Raw genomic sequence first — 14,697 nt, 5'->3', positions numbered from 1 at the left:
CGCTTCGAATGAACATCGGCATATTATATGCCATAATTTTCTATATTTATCCATATCGAACCGATCCGGCATATCAAAGCAGAATTGGAATGGCTACGACATTTGAAAAAAGCCCAATATCACCACGCCAGGACACCAGCCGGGTCCGGTTGGCCGTGGCCCTCATGCTGCTCGCCCTGACTTTCGCAATACATGGCGACGCCCTGTGGATGGGATTCGGCAGAGATGACGGCGGAGGACTGGTCCAAGCGGCGAGACTGAGTCCCGCCGATTATTTTTTCGATCCGCCAACTTCCGCAGCGATTTCGGGCGGCAGCATCAGCCCGTGGCATGCCCTTGTTTACGACGTCGACATTCTGCTGTTCGTGCTGGATTCCCGCTGGCATCATTTCCACCTGGTTCTCGTTCTCTGGCTTACCTCGGTCGCCACCTACTTCCTGCTCCGGTCATGGCTGACTCCGGACTGGTCCCTGCTGGGCACGGCGCTGTTCCTGACAGGCGCGCCAACCCTATATGTAAGCCATGAGGAAATGTCGGGCCATTATTTATACGGTCTGATTTTCTGTATATTGTCAATACAGTGCTTCCTGTCCTCTAAAGAACCTCATGGTGGTAAATACGGTGCCGCTTCGGCCTTGTTTTATCTATTGTCCGTCGCGTCCAAGGAAATCTACGTTCCGTTGCCGCTGGCACTCTTGCTGTATCCTGCTGAAAATAGCCGAAGGCGTCTGCAGAAAACCCTGCCACATTGGATCATACTCGCTTGCTATGTGATATGGAGATACCTCGCCTTTGCGGCAGCCTGGGGTATGAAATTTCCGAGCGTCCCGACGTGGTCGCGGCGACCGGAAATCCGGCCTGGCTGCGCTCGGGTTCCCGCATCGCCTTGACGTGCCCCGACGCCGAGGTAGCGCACCTCGCAGCCGCCAATCTCTGCGTGATCGCCGGCGCAAGGAGCTTCCCGGCGGTGTTGGAAAATCCGGGGAACAGCCGTTGCCGCAAATTGGCGGAGGGACACGGAGAAAGCAACATCGTCATGCCCGGTGAACATCTTCCTTCCTTGCCGCCAGCAATACATTGGCAAAGGGCGTTCCTTCGCTCATCGGAATGGCCTCCACGCTGAAGCCGAGGTCTTCCAGCAGACTGCGCCAAGCCCGCAACGGGCGGCAGTATAGCGCCGGGAGGCGATGTCCGCGGAGGAACGTCACCAGCCGGTCGACCCAGAAGCTCGCCAGGAACGGCAGCCCGGCTTCGGCATCCCCTACCCGCAGCAGCAGCACGCCGCCAGGCGTCAAAGCGTCGCGAATCCGGCGCAGCACGGTTTCCTGATCCGGATACGCCATGTAATGCAGCACGTCCAGCACCACCACGGCATCGACCATGCCGAAGTCGGCAAAGCGGATGTCGCCTTCGACGATTTCGGCCCGCTCCGCCAGCGCCTGTCTGGCCCTGGCGACATCGGCCGGCATCAGCTCGATGCCCCGCACGCCGTCGAGCCGTGGCGGCGGCGCCCAGTCCGGCGGCCAGAGACCCGCCTCCTGGAGGGAATGCCCGGCCAACAGAAGTGAGACCACGAGCCCCTGGCCGCAACCCAGGTCCAGCAGCCTTCCCCGCTTCGGCAGTAGATCGCGTTCGAACAAAGCCATGAAGACCGGGTCGGCCGTGAGCTTGCCGCGGGCGAAATGCCAGGCGAAACGCCCCGTCCGGCGGTAAGGCGCGGCCGCGGTTTCGACGAGCAGCCGTTTGAACGGGTGAATCATGGGCAGGCGGTGCGCAGGGTCACGGGTTCGAGCCGGCGCTCCCGGATGGCGTCCAGGAGCGGCGGCAGCACTTCCAGAATGACGGCGCAACCGCCGTCGGTGCGCGCGGCGTTGCCGTCATGCAACAGCAGGATGTCTCCGGCCCGCAGTTGCCGGGTCAGTGAAGCCAGCACGCTTTGCGGCCGGCGGCGGCGGGTGTCGAAACCGCGGCGGGTCCAACTGACCAGGGAAAGGTCCAGCCGGGCCAGGACGGGATCGAGCAAGGGGTTGCGCAATCCCGCGGGCGCCCGGAAAAACCGGGGCGGTGTCCCGGAAGCCGCGGTGAGCGCCTCCTGTGCCAGACGCAGTTCGCGCTCGAAGCCGCGCTGCCCGCACAACGAAAACGTATGGCTGTGACTATAGCTGTGGTTCTCCAATGCATGGCCCCGGGCCGCGATCTCCGCGCAAAGCACGGCGTGTTCCCTGACCTTGCGGCCGATGCAGAAAAACGTGGCTTTCGCGCCGTAGGCTTCCAGGATCGCCAGCACCTGCGGCGTCACCTCCGGATCGGGCCCGTCATCGAGGGTGATTGCCACCTGGCCGCGCGCCGCGGCCTCCTCCGGCAAGCGCGTGATGATCGGGCCGAGCACGCGGCTGTGCGGCCACAGCCCCGCCGCCGTCAACAGGATGTGGTTTACGGCGACCGCCCCCAGCGCCCAGGGCCAGTCCTCGGGTCGCCATAGAGCCAGCCCCGCCGCGGCCGCATGGAGACCCACGGACGCCTTGATGCCGACGGAGGGCGTCCAGCGCCCGCCCTGCCCTGACTTCATGCCGCGCACTCCGCGTCCGGTTTCCAGTACGTCGCCGAAATCACCAGCGCCAGGAAAGTACCCGGCGCCACCATCATACCGATCGCGCTCAATACCGGCACCGAGGAACCGGCCAGCAGACCGAACACGACCACCGTGGCGAGATTCGCCAGGACGAGCGACACCAACGTCCTCCCCGCCCGGCTCCCCCCAATGGCTCCGGCCTGGGCGAGGCGATCGAAAAACAGGCAGTAATTGGAACCGATCGCCACCGCCAGCATCATTCCGATGAGATGCAACATGGTCAGCCGGTGCCCACCCACCACCAGCACCGCAGTCACCATGACCAGCGCGGCGGCGAGCGGCAAGCAGACCCGCAGTACCCGCCGCGGCGAACCCAGGGCGAACGCCAACAGCAGCACGACCGCCCCCGCACCACCGGCCGACAGCCGGGTCGCCTCGCTCAGATAGCGCTGATAGAGGCTGTCGGTCTCCGTTTTCAGGTCGAGGAAGACGGCATCCGGAACGTCGGACAAAGCGGCACGGATTCTGGCTGCGTCCACACCCGACCCGGACGCTTCCGTGGAAGCGCGCAGCGGCAGCAAGGCGGTCCACCCCCGGCTGCCCCGCACCAGCAACGAATCCACCGCGACCGCGAAGCGCGTACCCCGCAGGTCCTCGGCTCTCAGCAGCGGCGCCGCGCGGGTGGCCTTCACGTCGGCGAAGAATGTCCCGAAACCTTCGGGACGTACCGGCACTCCCCGAACCGCCGCAGCGAAGCGCTCGCGCAACACGCCGTCTTCCGGCAAGGCCGCGCGCCGCAGACGCTGGGTCTGGAGGCTGGGCAGATAGTTGGACGGGCTCTGGAAGCCGGCAATGACGCCTTCCCCGACCAGTACCGCGAGACGCGACGATACCCGCTCCGCGGCCTGCAAGGCGGATTCGGCGTCCCGCCCACCCGCCACGACCAGGCAACCCACGTCCGGCGCACCCAGATCGGCCCTGAGCTCGGCGTCCTGCCGCTGCGCTTCGAGCGGGACCGGACTGAGCGCGCCGAGCTGCTCGTTCCAAACGCCGTCGCGGTGCAGCCACAGGCTCCCGCAGGCCAGCGCTGCCGCCGCCGGCACCAGCCACCGCAACCGGCGCAGCCGGGATATCAGGCGAACCAGCGCCTCCCCCGTCCGGCCGAGATCGCGAATCCGGAAACCCCGAGGCAACAATCCCGCCAATACCCAGCGGGTGACGGCCGCCGCGGCCAGCAGCCCGGCGATCGAATAGACGCCGAGCTGGGAGAAACCGGGGAAGCCGGACAAGGCCAAAGGCAGGGCGCCACACACGGAGGTCAGGACCCCCAAGCGGATGGTCGGCCAGTACAGGTCGAACCAGTCGTCTCTGTCCGCCTCCTCCCGCCGCCGCTCGCCGGCCTGGACGAACAGATAAATGGCATAGTCCACCGCCTCGCCGATGAGCGTCGCGCCGAACCCGAGGGTGACGCCGTAGACCATGCCGAAACCCAGACTCACGGCCGCTATGCCGGCCAAAGCCCCGGTCGCCACCGGTACCAGGCCAAGCACCAGCGCCGCCAGCGAGCGGTACACGGCGAGCAGCAAGACGGCCACCACGGCCGTGCCGGCCACCGACAGGCGGACCGCCTCGCCCCTGATCCGGTCCCGCGCCTCCACGGTGAAAACCGCGGGTCCCGACAGGATCAAGCGGGCATCCGTCACCCCTGCCTCCCCGGCGGCTGCGGCGAACGCGGCGCGTATGGACGCGAGCGCCCGCTCCTGGGCATCCGTATCCGATCCCGGGGCTCCGAGCCGAGCGAGCAGCAGCGCACGCCGGCGGTCCCGCGACACCCACACCCCGCCGGCGGTTTCCGGACCCGCTTCGACCTCCATCCGCTCCAGGATGTCCAGCAGTTCGCCCGTTGGATCGCTGGGCAGCAAGGCCTTGGTCATCAATCCCGCCGAAGAGGCGAGCCGGTCGACGGAAGCACGCACGGCCCGGTGCAGGCCCTCCACCGTGAAGCGCTCCGGCGTCACGGAAGGACTCAGCAGGTAACGCCAGCGAAACAGCAGTTGCCGCTCCGCCTCGCGTTCGGCCGCCGCACCGTTGCTCACCGCCGAAAAGGCCGAATCCTGTCGGAGCCAGCCCGCCATGCGCATGGAAATAAGGGCGCGGGCGGTATCGGTCGCGCCCTCGACGGCGATCAGAACTAACCGCGAGGCCGGTCCTTCTTTCAACTGGTCGATCAGGAGCTGCTCGCTCGCGCCCGGGCGACTCGGCAGAAACGCCGACAGATCGGTTGCGAGCCGCATGCGGCCCACCACAACGGCGAATACGCCGAGCGACACGAGCCAGACGAAGAGCGGCCAGCGCCGCATCACGGTCATCGCTGCGGCATCTCCCGGATCGACATCACGGAATAATCGCCACCGGGCTGATGGATTTCGACCCGGTCGACCAGGCCTTCCGAACCGCCGATGCGGATGTAGGCAACCAGGTCGGCCACCGCCGGTGTCGAAGGCACCAACAGCAGCGTCCAGCGGTGGGCGTCGCCGTTGAGCGACAGACGATAGATTTTTTCCAGGGCGGCGCGGTCGCCCATCAACGTGGAGCGGATGCTGCCCACCAGGGCGGCGATTTCGGGATATTCATCCAGCCCCACGCTGTGGCGCTTGCCGCCCCGCTCCAGGCTGAGCCGGTCACCCTCCAGCACCAGCCGCTCGTCCAAGGGCTGGACCGTCCGCTTCTCCAGTCGGTCCGGCGCGGCGAACGACAGTTCGCCGGAGGACTCCACCGGTCCCGTCAGTACCGAGACGTACTTCTTTTCCACGAACTCGGCCCGGCCGGAATGCTTGGCGGCCAGCGCCTCCATGAGCTGGACGATGCCCCAGGGCCCGGCATGCGCCGCCGTGGCGGCGCAGCTCAACATGAAGCCGAGGGTGATGACTCCCGAACGAAATCCCACGATCCCTAACCTGCGCGCCCGGTCCGAGCCTGACCCGCGGCCCAGAAATCGAAAAAATTGAACCAGTTGTAAGGATACGTCCGGCACAGTCCTTCCAGCCGTTCCACATAACGCCGCAGGGCATCCGCCAGCGCCTCGGACCGGTCACCGGAACCGTCGGAGAAGTCCTCGAGCCTCTCGAAATGCAGCTCGTAGCGGTTTCCGCCCAGATGGATTCCGGCCATCAGCAGGACCGGCCGTTTCAGCAGAGCGGCCATCCGCAAGGGGCCGGTCGGGAAATAGGCCGTCTCGCCCAGGAACGACAACGGCCGGGCGGGTTCGGAGCCCAGCGTCCGGTCGCCCAGCATGCCGACGATCTTGCCACGGTCCAGCGCCTCCCGCAGGCGCAACATGGAATCCAGCCTTCCCAGCGGAATGACCTCGCCGCCGCGGCCGGGCGCAATGGCTGCCAGCATGGCGTTGATCTTGCGGGCATTCTCCTCGTACATCACCATTGCGGACTCCAGACCGGGACGCTGCCGGGCCACTGCCCGCAGCACCTCGAAACTGCCGAAGTGTGCTCCGAGCAAAAACGCGCCCCGTCCGTCCGCCAGAACCTGCTCCATCACTTCCTCACCGACGATACGGATGTCAAACCGGCCGAACTCACCGTTCAGCAGATACACACGGTCGTGGATGGTCGCCGCGAAGCGGAAGAAGTGGCGGTAGCAGTCGGAGAGGCCGGGAGCCCGCTCCAACGCGCGGCGCAGATAGTTCCGTGACGCACGATGGGCGCTGGGCGCGAACAGCAGGAAATAGATCACGATGAGGTGGAGGATCAGGCGCCCGGCGCGCCGTCCCAACCGCAGCGAAATCCATGCCATGATCCGCAAAAAGAACAGGTTGCTGCGCTCGGGCCGGTCCGCCCAGTGCGGAGCCGTGGCCGGCCCGCGCTGCGAGGACGGATCGCTCATCGGAGATCCAGGGTTCCGCTGGCGATGGTGCGGCCATCCCGAGTGAGACTGAACCGGACGGCGCCCCGCTCGTCCAGCCGGTAATCCAGCGATACCTCGGCACCGGGCGCAAGCGGCGCCAGGAATTTGGCGACCGCCAGACGACGATCGCAGAGATCGATGGCGAGCGCCGATTCGAGCCGGCTCAGGATTTCATCCAGCAACACAGCGCCTGGCACCACCGGAAACCCTGGGAAATGGCCGTCGCAGGCGGGGTGGTCGTCCGCCATCCGGAACCCGACGGTGCCCCCGACAACGCTCACGAGGCCTCCTTCAGGCTGACCGAGAACGCGTCCAGGGCCGTTCGGGGCAGTTTCCCCGTGGTATTGCGGGGAAGGCTGGAAACCAGATACAGGGGACGCGGCAGGAAAGCGGGATCGAGCCGCTGCCGGAGAACCTGCATCAGGCCCGCATGGGTGAGTTCCGGAGCGACGGCATAGGCCATCAGGCGGGTCACCCCCGCCGGCGAATCCTCGTCCGGCATCACGAAAACAGCGTCGACGACACCGGGTATCGAGGTTATCTGATGATTCAGATACGCCAGGGAGGTACGTTTGCCGGCAATGTTGATCATGTCGCCGGAACGCCCGAGCCAGACGAAGCGATGCGGGGACTTCAGTGCCAGCACATCGTCCAGTCTCACCTCGCCGGCGACGTGACCACCACGCACCCGGAAACCGTCCTTCGCCCGGATGACGGATACGCCCGGATACGTCTTCCACTCCGCTTCTTCGACCGGACGTCGGGTCGCGAGCTGGCCGGCTTCGGTGCAGCCGTAGATTTCCAGCAGGGGCGCGCCGAAACGGACTTCGGCGGCCTGGGCGAGTTGCGGCGCCAGGGGCGCGGTGGCCGAAACCAGCAGTTCGACGGACGGCAGGTTCCCATTGATGTTCAGCAGCGCACGCAGGTGGAAAGGCGTGGTGACCAGAACCACGGCGCCCGGCAACTGCGCGATTTCCGCGCACACGTCCGCCGGATAGAACGGGCGGGCGGCGGAAAACACCGCGCCGTTCTGGAGCGGCAACAGCACCGTGGATTCGAATCCGTACATGTGCTGGGCCGGCACGGTGCCAAGCACGGTGTGACGCCCTGGGGTGATTCCAAGCCGTTCGCCCTCGGCGCGGGCGCTCCGTGCCAGATTCGCCCAGGTCTTGGCATGCGGCACCGGCGTGCCCGTGGAACCCGAAGTGAGGGCGACCGCCGCGATCTGACTGGCAGCCGGCACCGGTATTCGGTCCACGGCCAGCGGGATCAAGTCCTCCGGATACGGCCAGACGGGCACATCCATTGCGCGGCCCGGATCATCGGTCAGGCAATAGAGGCCGGGGAACGAAGCCGCCAGTTGCCGTACGGTTTCCGACGTCAAGGTCGGCGGCAACAGGGTGACCTGCCGGCGCAGCAAGGCCGCGGCGAATACCACGGCAAAGCGGTAACGGTCCGCACAGTCGTTCAGTAGGTAGGGCCGCTCCGGCAGCCGCCCCGCCAGGGCCGCAGCCTCGCCGAGAAATTCACGGACGGTTATCGCACCTCCCTTCCGGAAGGCCACCGTGTCATCCAGGGACGGATGTGTCAGGAAAGGGAAATCGGCCATGCCCCGCATACGCCGGAGTTCATCCCCGTCCCGATTCCATGACGGCCCCGCCGGGCCTGGACGCTGCCGTGAACGAGCGGAAACCGCTCAGAATCGGGGCATGAGGGAAATCTGGAAGCACCCGCCGGCGGAGGCGGTATTCCGCCACGAACATCGCCACCACCAGCGGCAGGTTCACGAAATTGACGAAAATCGACCAGGCGTGGACGGAAGCCGCGAAAAACAGCAGCACGGAAACGGCCGCGACGCCTCCAAAAAAAACCGTCCAGGCCACCGTCACGGCGCGTGAATACCGCTCCACCTCGGGAGGCAGGGCACCGTGGACCGAGCGCGCGAACCGCGTGCACAACGCCTCGCGCCCCCCCAGGAGCGTACTGCCGAATCCCCAGCCCAGGATCAGATTGATGCCGACATGCTCGGCAAGATAGGCATAGAGCACCTTGTCGCCCGGTGCCAGCCGGTCCCGAGACAACCACAGCAGCACCAGCAGGCCGATCCCGGCCCCGACCAGCGAATAGCGCCAACGTGACCGCCAGGCGACAGCCGCCGCCGCCATCGCAACCGGAGCAAGAGGGAGCCACGCCACCAGCGAACTTCCCGGATGAACGGCCGTGAGGTGATGATTGACCGCGGCATACGCCACCAGGGCGAAACCGGCGAAGAACCAGGATAGGGGCAACCGCGTCCGGAACATCAGCATTCGACGCGGTTGGCCGCGATATGCTGGCAAAGACTGCGTAGCGAACCGAAAATGCGGACGTTGTCTTCATTGTCCGCTCTCAACTGGAACCCGTAACGCTTGGAAACGACCAATGCGATCTCCAGGATGTCGATCGAATCCAGCCCCAGCCCCTCGCGGTACAGCGGTGCTTCGGGATCGACCGACTCCGGGCTCACATCCAGGTTCAAGGTGGAGATGACCAGATCCGCCACTTCGCGCTCGAGCGTTTCGTCCTGGATCCTCGTCGCCATCTTTGCGTGATTCAATGAGGGATGAGACATAAGCTGTTCGAACCAAAAGGAGTCGAGATTATAGGGGTTTCCCGCGGGATTTTGCATGACCGGGGAATCCCCCCACGATCGCAAGCACAAGCGATGCCAGACCGACCTTCGCCCCCGAGGCGGACGCGCCGGAACCGGTCGCCCACGGCCGATGACGACCGTCAGCCGCGGAATTTGGCGGGGTCTACGCCATAGGCGCTCAGTTTCAGGTACACCGCCCGCGGTGTCAGTTCCATCCATTCGGCAACCGCATTCACGCTGCCCCGGGCGCGTCGCAGCGCCTGCTCCAGATAGGACCGCTCGAGACGCTCGAGCGTCTGCCTGCGGAGCGCCTTCCAGGACTGCTCTCCGACCACCGGATCGGTGTCCGGCAGGGGGACCTCGGTGATCTCCGGCGGCTGCGCGAACAGCATCGCCTTTTCCAGCGCGTTTTCCAGCTCACGCACGTTGCCGGGCCAGGCATAGGCTAGCAGCCTGCTCATGACTTCCGGACTCACCGAATTCACCGGTTTCCCGTAGCGTCGGCTCAGACGCTCGAGTATCAGCCCGACCAGGTGCGGCAGATCCTCCGGCCGCTGACGCAGCGGTGGAATCACGATCCTGACCACGTTGAGCCGATAGTAGAGGTCCTGCCGGAAACGGCCTTCGGCCACGGCTTTTTCGAGGTCGCAATTGGTAGCGGAGATGATGCGGGTATCCACCACCAGCGTTTTGTGCCCGCCGACGCGCTCCAGTTCCCCTTCCTGGATGACCCGCAGCAAGCGGGTCTGGGTGGCCGGCGTCAACGCGTCCACCTCGTCCAGGAACAGCGTGCCGCCGTCGGCCCGCTCGAAATAGCCGTGGTGAACCTCGACCGCCCCGGTGAAGGCGCCCTTCTCATGGCCGAACAGCGCACTCTCCACGATCCCTTCGGGAATCGCGCCGCAGTTGACCGCGATAAAGGACTCCTGGCAGCGCTCGCTCATGGCGTGGATGGCCCGTGCCACCAGTTCCTTGCCGACCCCGGTCTCGCCATGGATCAGCACCGTGGCCGGCGTGGGGGCAACCGTTTCGATCGCATGCAACACTGCCTGCATGGCCGGCGACCGGGCGACGATGGTGGGAGGCCGGACCGCCTCGCGGGAAGGCCGGTGGTTGTTCATCTGGCACCAGATCCGGTGCATCTGCTCGTCGATGCGCGCCTGCAGCTCGTCGATGGTACGCCGGTCGCCGGCTGGCGGCGCGAGGTACTCGTTCCCTTCCAGGTTCCTGGCGGTCTGGGGGTCGAGGTGGACGTGCACCTCACAACGGGCATCGCCTAGGGCGATGCGCCTGGCCAGCGTCACTTTGGCGTAGCCAAAATTGCGGGCGGCGATCCCGCCGAATACGCTGGACGTCATCCGGCACAGCTCCGGAGAATTCTTGACGCCCTCACCGAACGGGCAGCGCCGGTTCGTCAGGCGGATGCACCCGGCTTCCCGCGAAACCAGCGAAAACTGGCCGCCGATGTGGTTTTTCAATCCCACGATCAGCTCCGCGTAACGTTCGGGGTCCAAGGCGCCCTCGACCGCATATTCCTCCCGGAAGGCCTCCTCGAAATACCGGCCAGCGCTGCGCGCGATCCGATCGATCAGGCGCTCGGCAGGCGCCAGCCCGGCATCCTCGCAGACGTGCATCAATTCCAGAACGAAAGTCTGCAGAAACCGGACAGGAGTCAGTTGGGAAAAGTTCGTGCCCTGCATGTATGAACCGAAAAAAAAGAGGTGTGCGTAGGGAGTCAGCCCTATTGCAGCCTCCGAACCCACCTGCTGACTCGCTGCGGAAAGGCATAAGACTAGCACGTCACGAGAGCCGGCGTGAAAACGGATTTCAACCATTGAAATCCGTTTTCTGTCCACGACCGTCTTTTGCTTCATAAGCAAATGATTTCATTCGTGAACGGATCTGGCACACCATCTGCAAAACGGCTGACGCGCACGCCCCGGGAGCCCGAGCCGGCATACCCAGCGCCGTCCGCAGTCGCTCGTTCAGTTTTCGCTGGAGAATCCCGACCCTATGTACTCAGAGAGACCACCGCTCGATCCCCACCCGCTCAGCCCTTATATGGCCTGGACCGGCTACCGGAACCGCGATGCCATCCTCGACGTACTGAAAGGCGTCTTCCCCAGAGAAAAAGGCGACGTGCTGGAATTCGCGGCAGGCAGCGGCATGCATGCGCATTATTTTGCGCAACATTTCGCCCACCTCACGTTCCATCCTTCGGACAGTGATGAAGATCTGCTGCCTCACATCGAAGAGCGGACCCGACGAAGCGGCCTGAGCAACGTCGCCCGGCCGCGGCGGCTAGACCTGACGCAGCCCGAGACCTGGCCGGCTGGCGAAAAATTCCACGCCATATACTGCATCAATGTCTGCCAGGTCGCGCCGGTATCGATCGTCGGCGGGATCATGGCATGCAGTTCCAGGATACTGGCGGACGGCGGCTTCCTGTTCATTTATGGTCCGTTCCTGGACTATGGTCGGTTCGCCTCCGACTTCGATGAAGAATTCGACCGCCTGCTGCGGTCGACCGGAGAAGAAGGGTGGTCGTTGAAGGACATCGCCGAACTGGACCGCGCCGCGGGCCGGCATGGCATGCGGCTGGACGACGAGATCGATATGCCTTCCAATGACTTTGCCTTGATCTACCGCCGGGCCTGAGCCCTTGAAACACAACCCAGAGGAGATATACACGATGTCACAGATTCTCAGCGAAGTACTGGCAGCCAACCAGGGCTATGCGTCCACTTTCGACAAGGGCGGTCTGCCCATGCCGCCCGGCAGGCGTTTCGCTATATTGACCTGCATGGACGCGCGCCTGGACCCGGCCAAGTATGCAGGTCTCAGCGAAGGCGATGCCCATGTCATCCGCAATGCCGGCGGGCGTGCCAGCGACGATGCCATCCGTTCGCTGGTCATTTCCTACAAACTGCTGGGCACCCGCGAATGGTTCGTGATCCACCATACCGACTGCGGCATGGAAACCTTCACCAACGAGATCATGAACGACCTCCTCGCCAGCAGTCTGAAGACCGCAACGATCGACGCGAACGGCTGGCACGACTGCTGTGAAGGTCCCGGCTGCACCGAGGGCAAGTACATCAATTGGCTGACGATCGCGAACCAGCAGCAAAGCGTGCTGGAGGACGTGACACGCATCCGCCGTCATCCCCTGGTTCCCGCTGACATCCCGATCTACGGTTACATTTACGACGTCCGCACCGGCCGGCTGGTCGAAGTGCCAGAGGCCACGGCCGCGGGCAGAGCCGCTTAGGCCGTGGCGACCTCGAAAGCCGGAGCCGCCCGGCCCCGGCTTTCGCCCCCAGGCAGGACGCCTCCCTTTCTTCGCAGAGGCCAATCATGTCAAGAAAGAGTTTTTGTCTGAGCCTTGTCTCCGTGCTGGGACTGCCGTGCCTCGGTACCGCACTCGCCACCGAGGCGCCGGCAGCCGCGCGGCAGCTTCTGCTGCAGAAGACCGTCACCCTCCCCGCCAACACAGTCGACACCCGTCTCATCCGCGTCCGGTTTCCGCCGGGCTACAAGACGCCGATTCATACCCACGATGGCCCCGGCCCGCGCTACGTACTCCAGGGCCGGCTGCGGGTGGAAGACGCGGGTCAAAGACATGACTACGGTGCCGGCGACGTGTTCTGGGAAACCGGCAGTGCCATGACCGTCGAAAACATCGGAGGCAGCGACGCCGAACTGGTGATCTTCGAACTCGGCACGGTCAAATGAGATTCCCGCCCCGATGCTGAACCCCCGTGCCCGGCGGCATGCCGCCGGGCACACGCGCTGGTGTATCATCTCGCATGGCTCCGCCTGGCCCGGCGATCCGCCGTTCTTTGCCGGGCACTCCGCGTGTGCCTTGCCTCTTCAAGCCAGAACACCGTCGATGAATTCCTCAAACACGCCACACAACCCATCCGAAAGCCGTTCCATCGCCGCATTGCGCGAGATCGTCGAATCCGCGCGGCCGCTGAGCTACATCCGCTCGTCCGAGGAACAGCGCGTCGAGCGTCTCCTCAAAGACGCCGCGCAGCGCTTCTTCAGCACGAAAGTGCCGGTCTGGACCTGGAGCCTGACCGAAGGCCTGCGTTGCGACGACGGCGCGGTCGACGCCTCGGCTTCCGACCCCCGCGCCGCGCTCGATTTCATCGCCGCTTACCAAGGACCAGCCCTGTTCCACCTCAAAGACTTCCACGAGCCCCTGCGCGAGCGGGCCGACATCCGCCGCCGCCTGCGCGACCTGTACGGCGCCTGCTTCGACCAGGGCAAGTTCGTCGTCATTTCCTCCCCGGTCCGATATATCCCCGAGGAGCTCGGCCGCAGCATCATGTACATTGAGCTGACGCTGCCGGATCTGGCCGAACTGATCGGCTTCCTCCGCGAAGAAGTCCATGCCGTCAAGGCCCTGGGCGGCAGTGCAGACACCGACGACGCGACTTTGACGCAGATCGCGAGGGCCCTGCAGGGCCTGACGCTCGACGAGTCGCGCCATGCCATCCGCCGCGCCCTGGCCGCGGGCGGCGGCCTGGGAGCGGATTCCCTGCCCGCACTGTACGAGGAAAAGCGCCTGCTGGTGAACCGCACCGGCATGATCCAGTACGTCGCCGATGGCACCCAGATCGCCAGCGTCGGCGGCCTGGAGATCATGAAGAAATGGCTGATGGAGCGGCGCGAACTGTTCCAGCTCCGTGACAGCATCAGCGCCGAGATCGTGCCCAAGGGCGTACTCATCATGGGCGTCTCCGGCTGCGGCAAGAGCCTTTCGGTCAAGGCCATCGCCTCCGCCTTCGGCCTGCCGCTCTACCGCATCGATATGACCGAAATCTTCTCCGGCCGTCACGGCAGCGCGGAAGGCGCTTTCGTCTCAGCCTGCCGCATGCTGGAACAGATCGCACCGGCCGTGGTGTGGTTCGACGAAATCGAGATGGGCGTCAACTCCACCGAGTCCGCCGGCGAACAAGGGCGCATCTTCGCCTTCTTCCTGACCTGGATGCAGGAAAAGACCAGCGGCCTGTTCGTCGCGGCCACCGCCAACCGCATCGACCTGCTGCCAGCGGAAATGACCCGAAAGGGCCGTTTCGACGAGATCTTCTTCGTCGACCTGCCGCTGGACGACGAGCGGGTCGAAATCTTCCGCATCCACCTGGAGCGCCGCGGCATCGACACCACCCCGTTCGACCTCACCCGCCTCATCAAGATCACCAAGGGTTGGGTCGGCGCAGAGGTGGAACAGTGTGTGGTTTCGGCCCTGACCACCGCCCACCTCGACAACCGTGAAGTGACGGTGGAAGACCTGCTGCGGGCCGCCGGCAAGATCGTGCCGCTGTCCAAGACCATGAAGGAACAGGTCGACCACATCCGGAGCTGGGCCTACAACCGCGCCGTGCGCGCCTCGCCCGCGGAGTTTGCGCACTGAGCCGGGAAGAGCTGGGAACGGTCTCCGTTCACCGCCACAAGGATCGACCTTGCCCCTGTTTCGTGGAGTTCTCAACCCCCGGTTCACGCGGCATTTTTGCGCTGTGCCTCGTACCAGCGTTGCTCGAACTGCATCGGGCTGAGGTAGCCC

At 65.0% G+C, this 14,697-nt stretch carries 15 protein-coding genes; 5 read left to right on the top strand and 10 right to left on the bottom strand.

Annotated elements, in window-relative coordinates; genetic code table 11:
* Positions 1-89 precede the first annotated feature (89 nt).
* On the top strand, positions 90-890 hold the full coding sequence (locus ACSHWJ_RS12425) for a hypothetical protein (RefSeq protein ID WP_282213486.1): 801 nt from the start codon (positions 90-92) through the stop codon (positions 888-890).
* Between the two features lie 144 nt (positions 891-1,034).
* On the opposite strand, the gene ACSHWJ_RS12420 is transcribed toward ACSHWJ_RS12425, so the two are convergent.
* From ACSHWJ_RS12420 to ACSHWJ_RS12375, 10 genes are all read right to left on the bottom strand, one after another.
* Positions 1,035-1,760: a class I SAM-dependent methyltransferase gene (locus tag ACSHWJ_RS12420; RefSeq protein WP_010960229.1), complete on the bottom strand. Its 726-nt coding sequence runs from the start codon at positions 1,758-1,760 to the stop codon at positions 1,035-1,037.
* Positions 1,757-2,569, bottom strand: a complete 813-nt coding sequence (locus tag ACSHWJ_RS12415) for a polysaccharide deacetylase family protein (RefSeq protein ID WP_010960228.1) — start codon at positions 2,567-2,569, stop codon at positions 1,757-1,759. The genes ACSHWJ_RS12420 and ACSHWJ_RS12415 overlap by 4 nt, the downstream gene beginning before the upstream one ends.
* Entirely contained in the window at positions 2,566-4,941 is a 2,376-nt protein-coding gene (locus ACSHWJ_RS12410) for an MMPL family transporter (RefSeq protein ID WP_282213487.1), read from the bottom strand. The genes ACSHWJ_RS12415 and ACSHWJ_RS12410 overlap by 4 nt, the downstream gene beginning before the upstream one ends.
* The gene (locus tag ACSHWJ_RS12405; RefSeq protein ID WP_282213488.1) at positions 4,938-5,519 is read right to left on the bottom strand and encodes a LolA-related protein; all 582 of its coding nucleotides are present in this window, start codon (positions 5,517-5,519) and stop codon (positions 4,938-4,940) included. Before ACSHWJ_RS12405 ends, ACSHWJ_RS12410 begins: the two co-directional genes overlap by 4 nt.
* A 5-nt stretch (positions 5,520-5,524) precedes the next feature.
* Positions 5,525-6,472, bottom strand: a complete 948-nt coding sequence (locus tag ACSHWJ_RS12400; RefSeq protein ID WP_010960225.1) for an LpxL/LpxP family acyltransferase — start codon at positions 6,470-6,472, stop codon at positions 5,525-5,527.
* Positions 6,469-6,774 carry a hypothetical protein gene (locus ACSHWJ_RS12395; protein ID WP_050738170.1) on the bottom strand — a complete coding sequence of 102 codons (306 nt, stop codon included), beginning with the start codon at positions 6,772-6,774 and terminating at the stop codon, positions 6,469-6,471. Before ACSHWJ_RS12395 ends, ACSHWJ_RS12400 begins: the two co-directional genes overlap by 4 nt.
* Entirely contained in the window at positions 6,771-8,102 is a 1,332-nt protein-coding gene (locus tag ACSHWJ_RS12390) for an AMP-binding protein (protein WP_282213489.1), read from the bottom strand. Before ACSHWJ_RS12390 ends, ACSHWJ_RS12395 begins: the two co-directional genes overlap by 4 nt.
* Positions 8,103-8,121: 19 nt before the next feature.
* Positions 8,122-8,796 (bottom strand): hypothetical protein, encoded by a 675-nt coding sequence (locus tag ACSHWJ_RS12385; RefSeq protein ID WP_282213490.1) that lies wholly within the window; start codon positions 8,794-8,796, stop codon positions 8,122-8,124.
* Positions 8,796-9,074: a phosphopantetheine-binding protein gene (locus tag ACSHWJ_RS12380; protein ID WP_017364334.1), complete on the bottom strand. Its 279-nt coding sequence runs from the start codon at positions 9,072-9,074 to the stop codon at positions 8,796-8,798. Before ACSHWJ_RS12380 ends, ACSHWJ_RS12385 begins: the two co-directional genes overlap by 1 nt.
* Before the next feature lie 191 nt (positions 9,075-9,265).
* On the bottom strand, positions 9,266-10,825 hold the full coding sequence (locus ACSHWJ_RS12375; protein ID WP_432539869.1) for a sigma 54-interacting transcriptional regulator: 1,560 nt from the start codon (positions 10,823-10,825) through the stop codon (positions 9,266-9,268).
* A 313-nt stretch (positions 10,826-11,138) separates the two neighbouring features.
* Here ACSHWJ_RS12375 and ACSHWJ_RS12370 point away from each other — a divergent pair, with 313 nt between their 5' ends.
* The 4 genes from ACSHWJ_RS12370 to ACSHWJ_RS12355 all read left to right on the top strand — a co-directional run bounded on the left by ACSHWJ_RS12370 (position 11,139) and on the right by ACSHWJ_RS12355 (position 14,547).
* Positions 11,139-11,783 carry a DUF938 domain-containing protein gene (locus tag ACSHWJ_RS12370; protein WP_218797479.1) on the top strand — a complete coding sequence of 215 codons (645 nt, stop codon included), beginning with the start codon at positions 11,139-11,141 and terminating at the stop codon, positions 11,781-11,783.
* A 34-nt stretch (positions 11,784-11,817) separates the two neighbouring features.
* Positions 11,818-12,396 (top strand): beta-class carbonic anhydrase, encoded by a 579-nt coding sequence (locus ACSHWJ_RS12365; RefSeq protein ID WP_010960220.1) that lies wholly within the window; start codon positions 11,818-11,820, stop codon positions 12,394-12,396.
* A gap of 86 nt (positions 12,397-12,482) precedes the next feature.
* Entirely contained in the window at positions 12,483-12,860 is a 378-nt protein-coding gene (locus tag ACSHWJ_RS12360) for a cupin domain-containing protein (protein WP_432539868.1), read from the top strand.
* Positions 12,861-13,017: 157 nt separating this feature from the next.
* Positions 13,018-14,547, top strand: a complete 1,530-nt coding sequence (locus ACSHWJ_RS12355; protein ID WP_010960218.1) for an AAA family ATPase — start codon at positions 13,018-13,020, stop codon at positions 14,545-14,547.
* The last annotated feature ends 150 nt before the right edge of the window (positions 14,548-14,697 follow it).

This window comes from Methylococcus sp. S1M (assembly GCF_051295855.1).
In the GTDB taxonomy this organism is placed as follows: Bacteria; Pseudomonadota; Gammaproteobacteria; order Methylococcales; family Methylococcaceae; genus Methylococcus; species Methylococcus capsulatus.
The sequence above is the reverse complement of the archived record's forward strand: the minus strand, read 5'-3'. Positions and strand labels throughout refer to the sequence as shown.

What these genes read in the sequence shown, in the direction of transcription:
- ACSHWJ_RS12425 (WP_282213486.1), top strand. Translation starts at nt 90, where the DNA reads ATGGCTACGACATTTGAAAAAAGCCCAATATCACCACGCCAGGACACC.
- ACSHWJ_RS12420 (WP_010960229.1), bottom strand. Translation starts at nt 1,760, where the DNA reads ATGATTCACCCGTTCAAACGGCTGCTCGTCGAAACCGCGGCCGCGCCT.
- ACSHWJ_RS12415 (WP_010960228.1), bottom strand. Translation starts at nt 2,569, where the DNA reads ATGAAGTCAGGGCAGGGCGGGCGCTGGACGCCCTCCGTCGGCATCAAG.
- ACSHWJ_RS12410 (WP_282213487.1), bottom strand. Translation starts at nt 4,941, where the DNA reads ATGACCGTGATGCGGCGCTGGCCGCTCTTCGTCTGGCTCGTGTCGCTC.
- ACSHWJ_RS12400 (WP_010960225.1), bottom strand. Translation starts at nt 6,472, where the DNA reads ATGAGCGATCCGTCCTCGCAGCGCGGGCCGGCCACGGCTCCGCACTGG.
- ACSHWJ_RS12390 (WP_282213489.1), bottom strand. Translation starts at nt 8,102, where the DNA reads ATGGCCGATTTCCCTTTCCTGACACATCCGTCCCTGGATGACACGGTG.
- ACSHWJ_RS12385 (WP_282213490.1), bottom strand. Translation starts at nt 8,796, where the DNA reads ATGTTCCGGACGCGGTTGCCCCTATCCTGGTTCTTCGCCGGTTTCGCC.
- ACSHWJ_RS12380 (WP_017364334.1), bottom strand. Translation starts at nt 9,074, where the DNA reads ATGGCGACGAGGATCCAGGACGAAACGCTCGAGCGCGAAGTGGCGGAT.
- ACSHWJ_RS12375 (WP_432539869.1), bottom strand. Translation starts at nt 10,825, where the DNA reads ATGCAGGGCACGAACTTTTCCCAACTGACTCCTGTCCGGTTTCTGCAG.
- ACSHWJ_RS12370 (WP_218797479.1), top strand. Translation starts at nt 11,139, where the DNA reads ATGTACTCAGAGAGACCACCGCTCGATCCCCACCCGCTCAGCCCTTAT.
- ACSHWJ_RS12365 (WP_010960220.1), top strand. Translation starts at nt 11,818, where the DNA reads ATGTCACAGATTCTCAGCGAAGTACTGGCAGCCAACCAGGGCTATGCG.
- ACSHWJ_RS12360 (WP_432539868.1), top strand. Translation starts at nt 12,483, where the DNA reads ATGTCAAGAAAGAGTTTTTGTCTGAGCCTTGTCTCCGTGCTGGGACTG.
- ACSHWJ_RS12355 (WP_010960218.1), top strand. Translation starts at nt 13,018, where the DNA reads ATGAATTCCTCAAACACGCCACACAACCCATCCGAAAGCCGTTCCATC.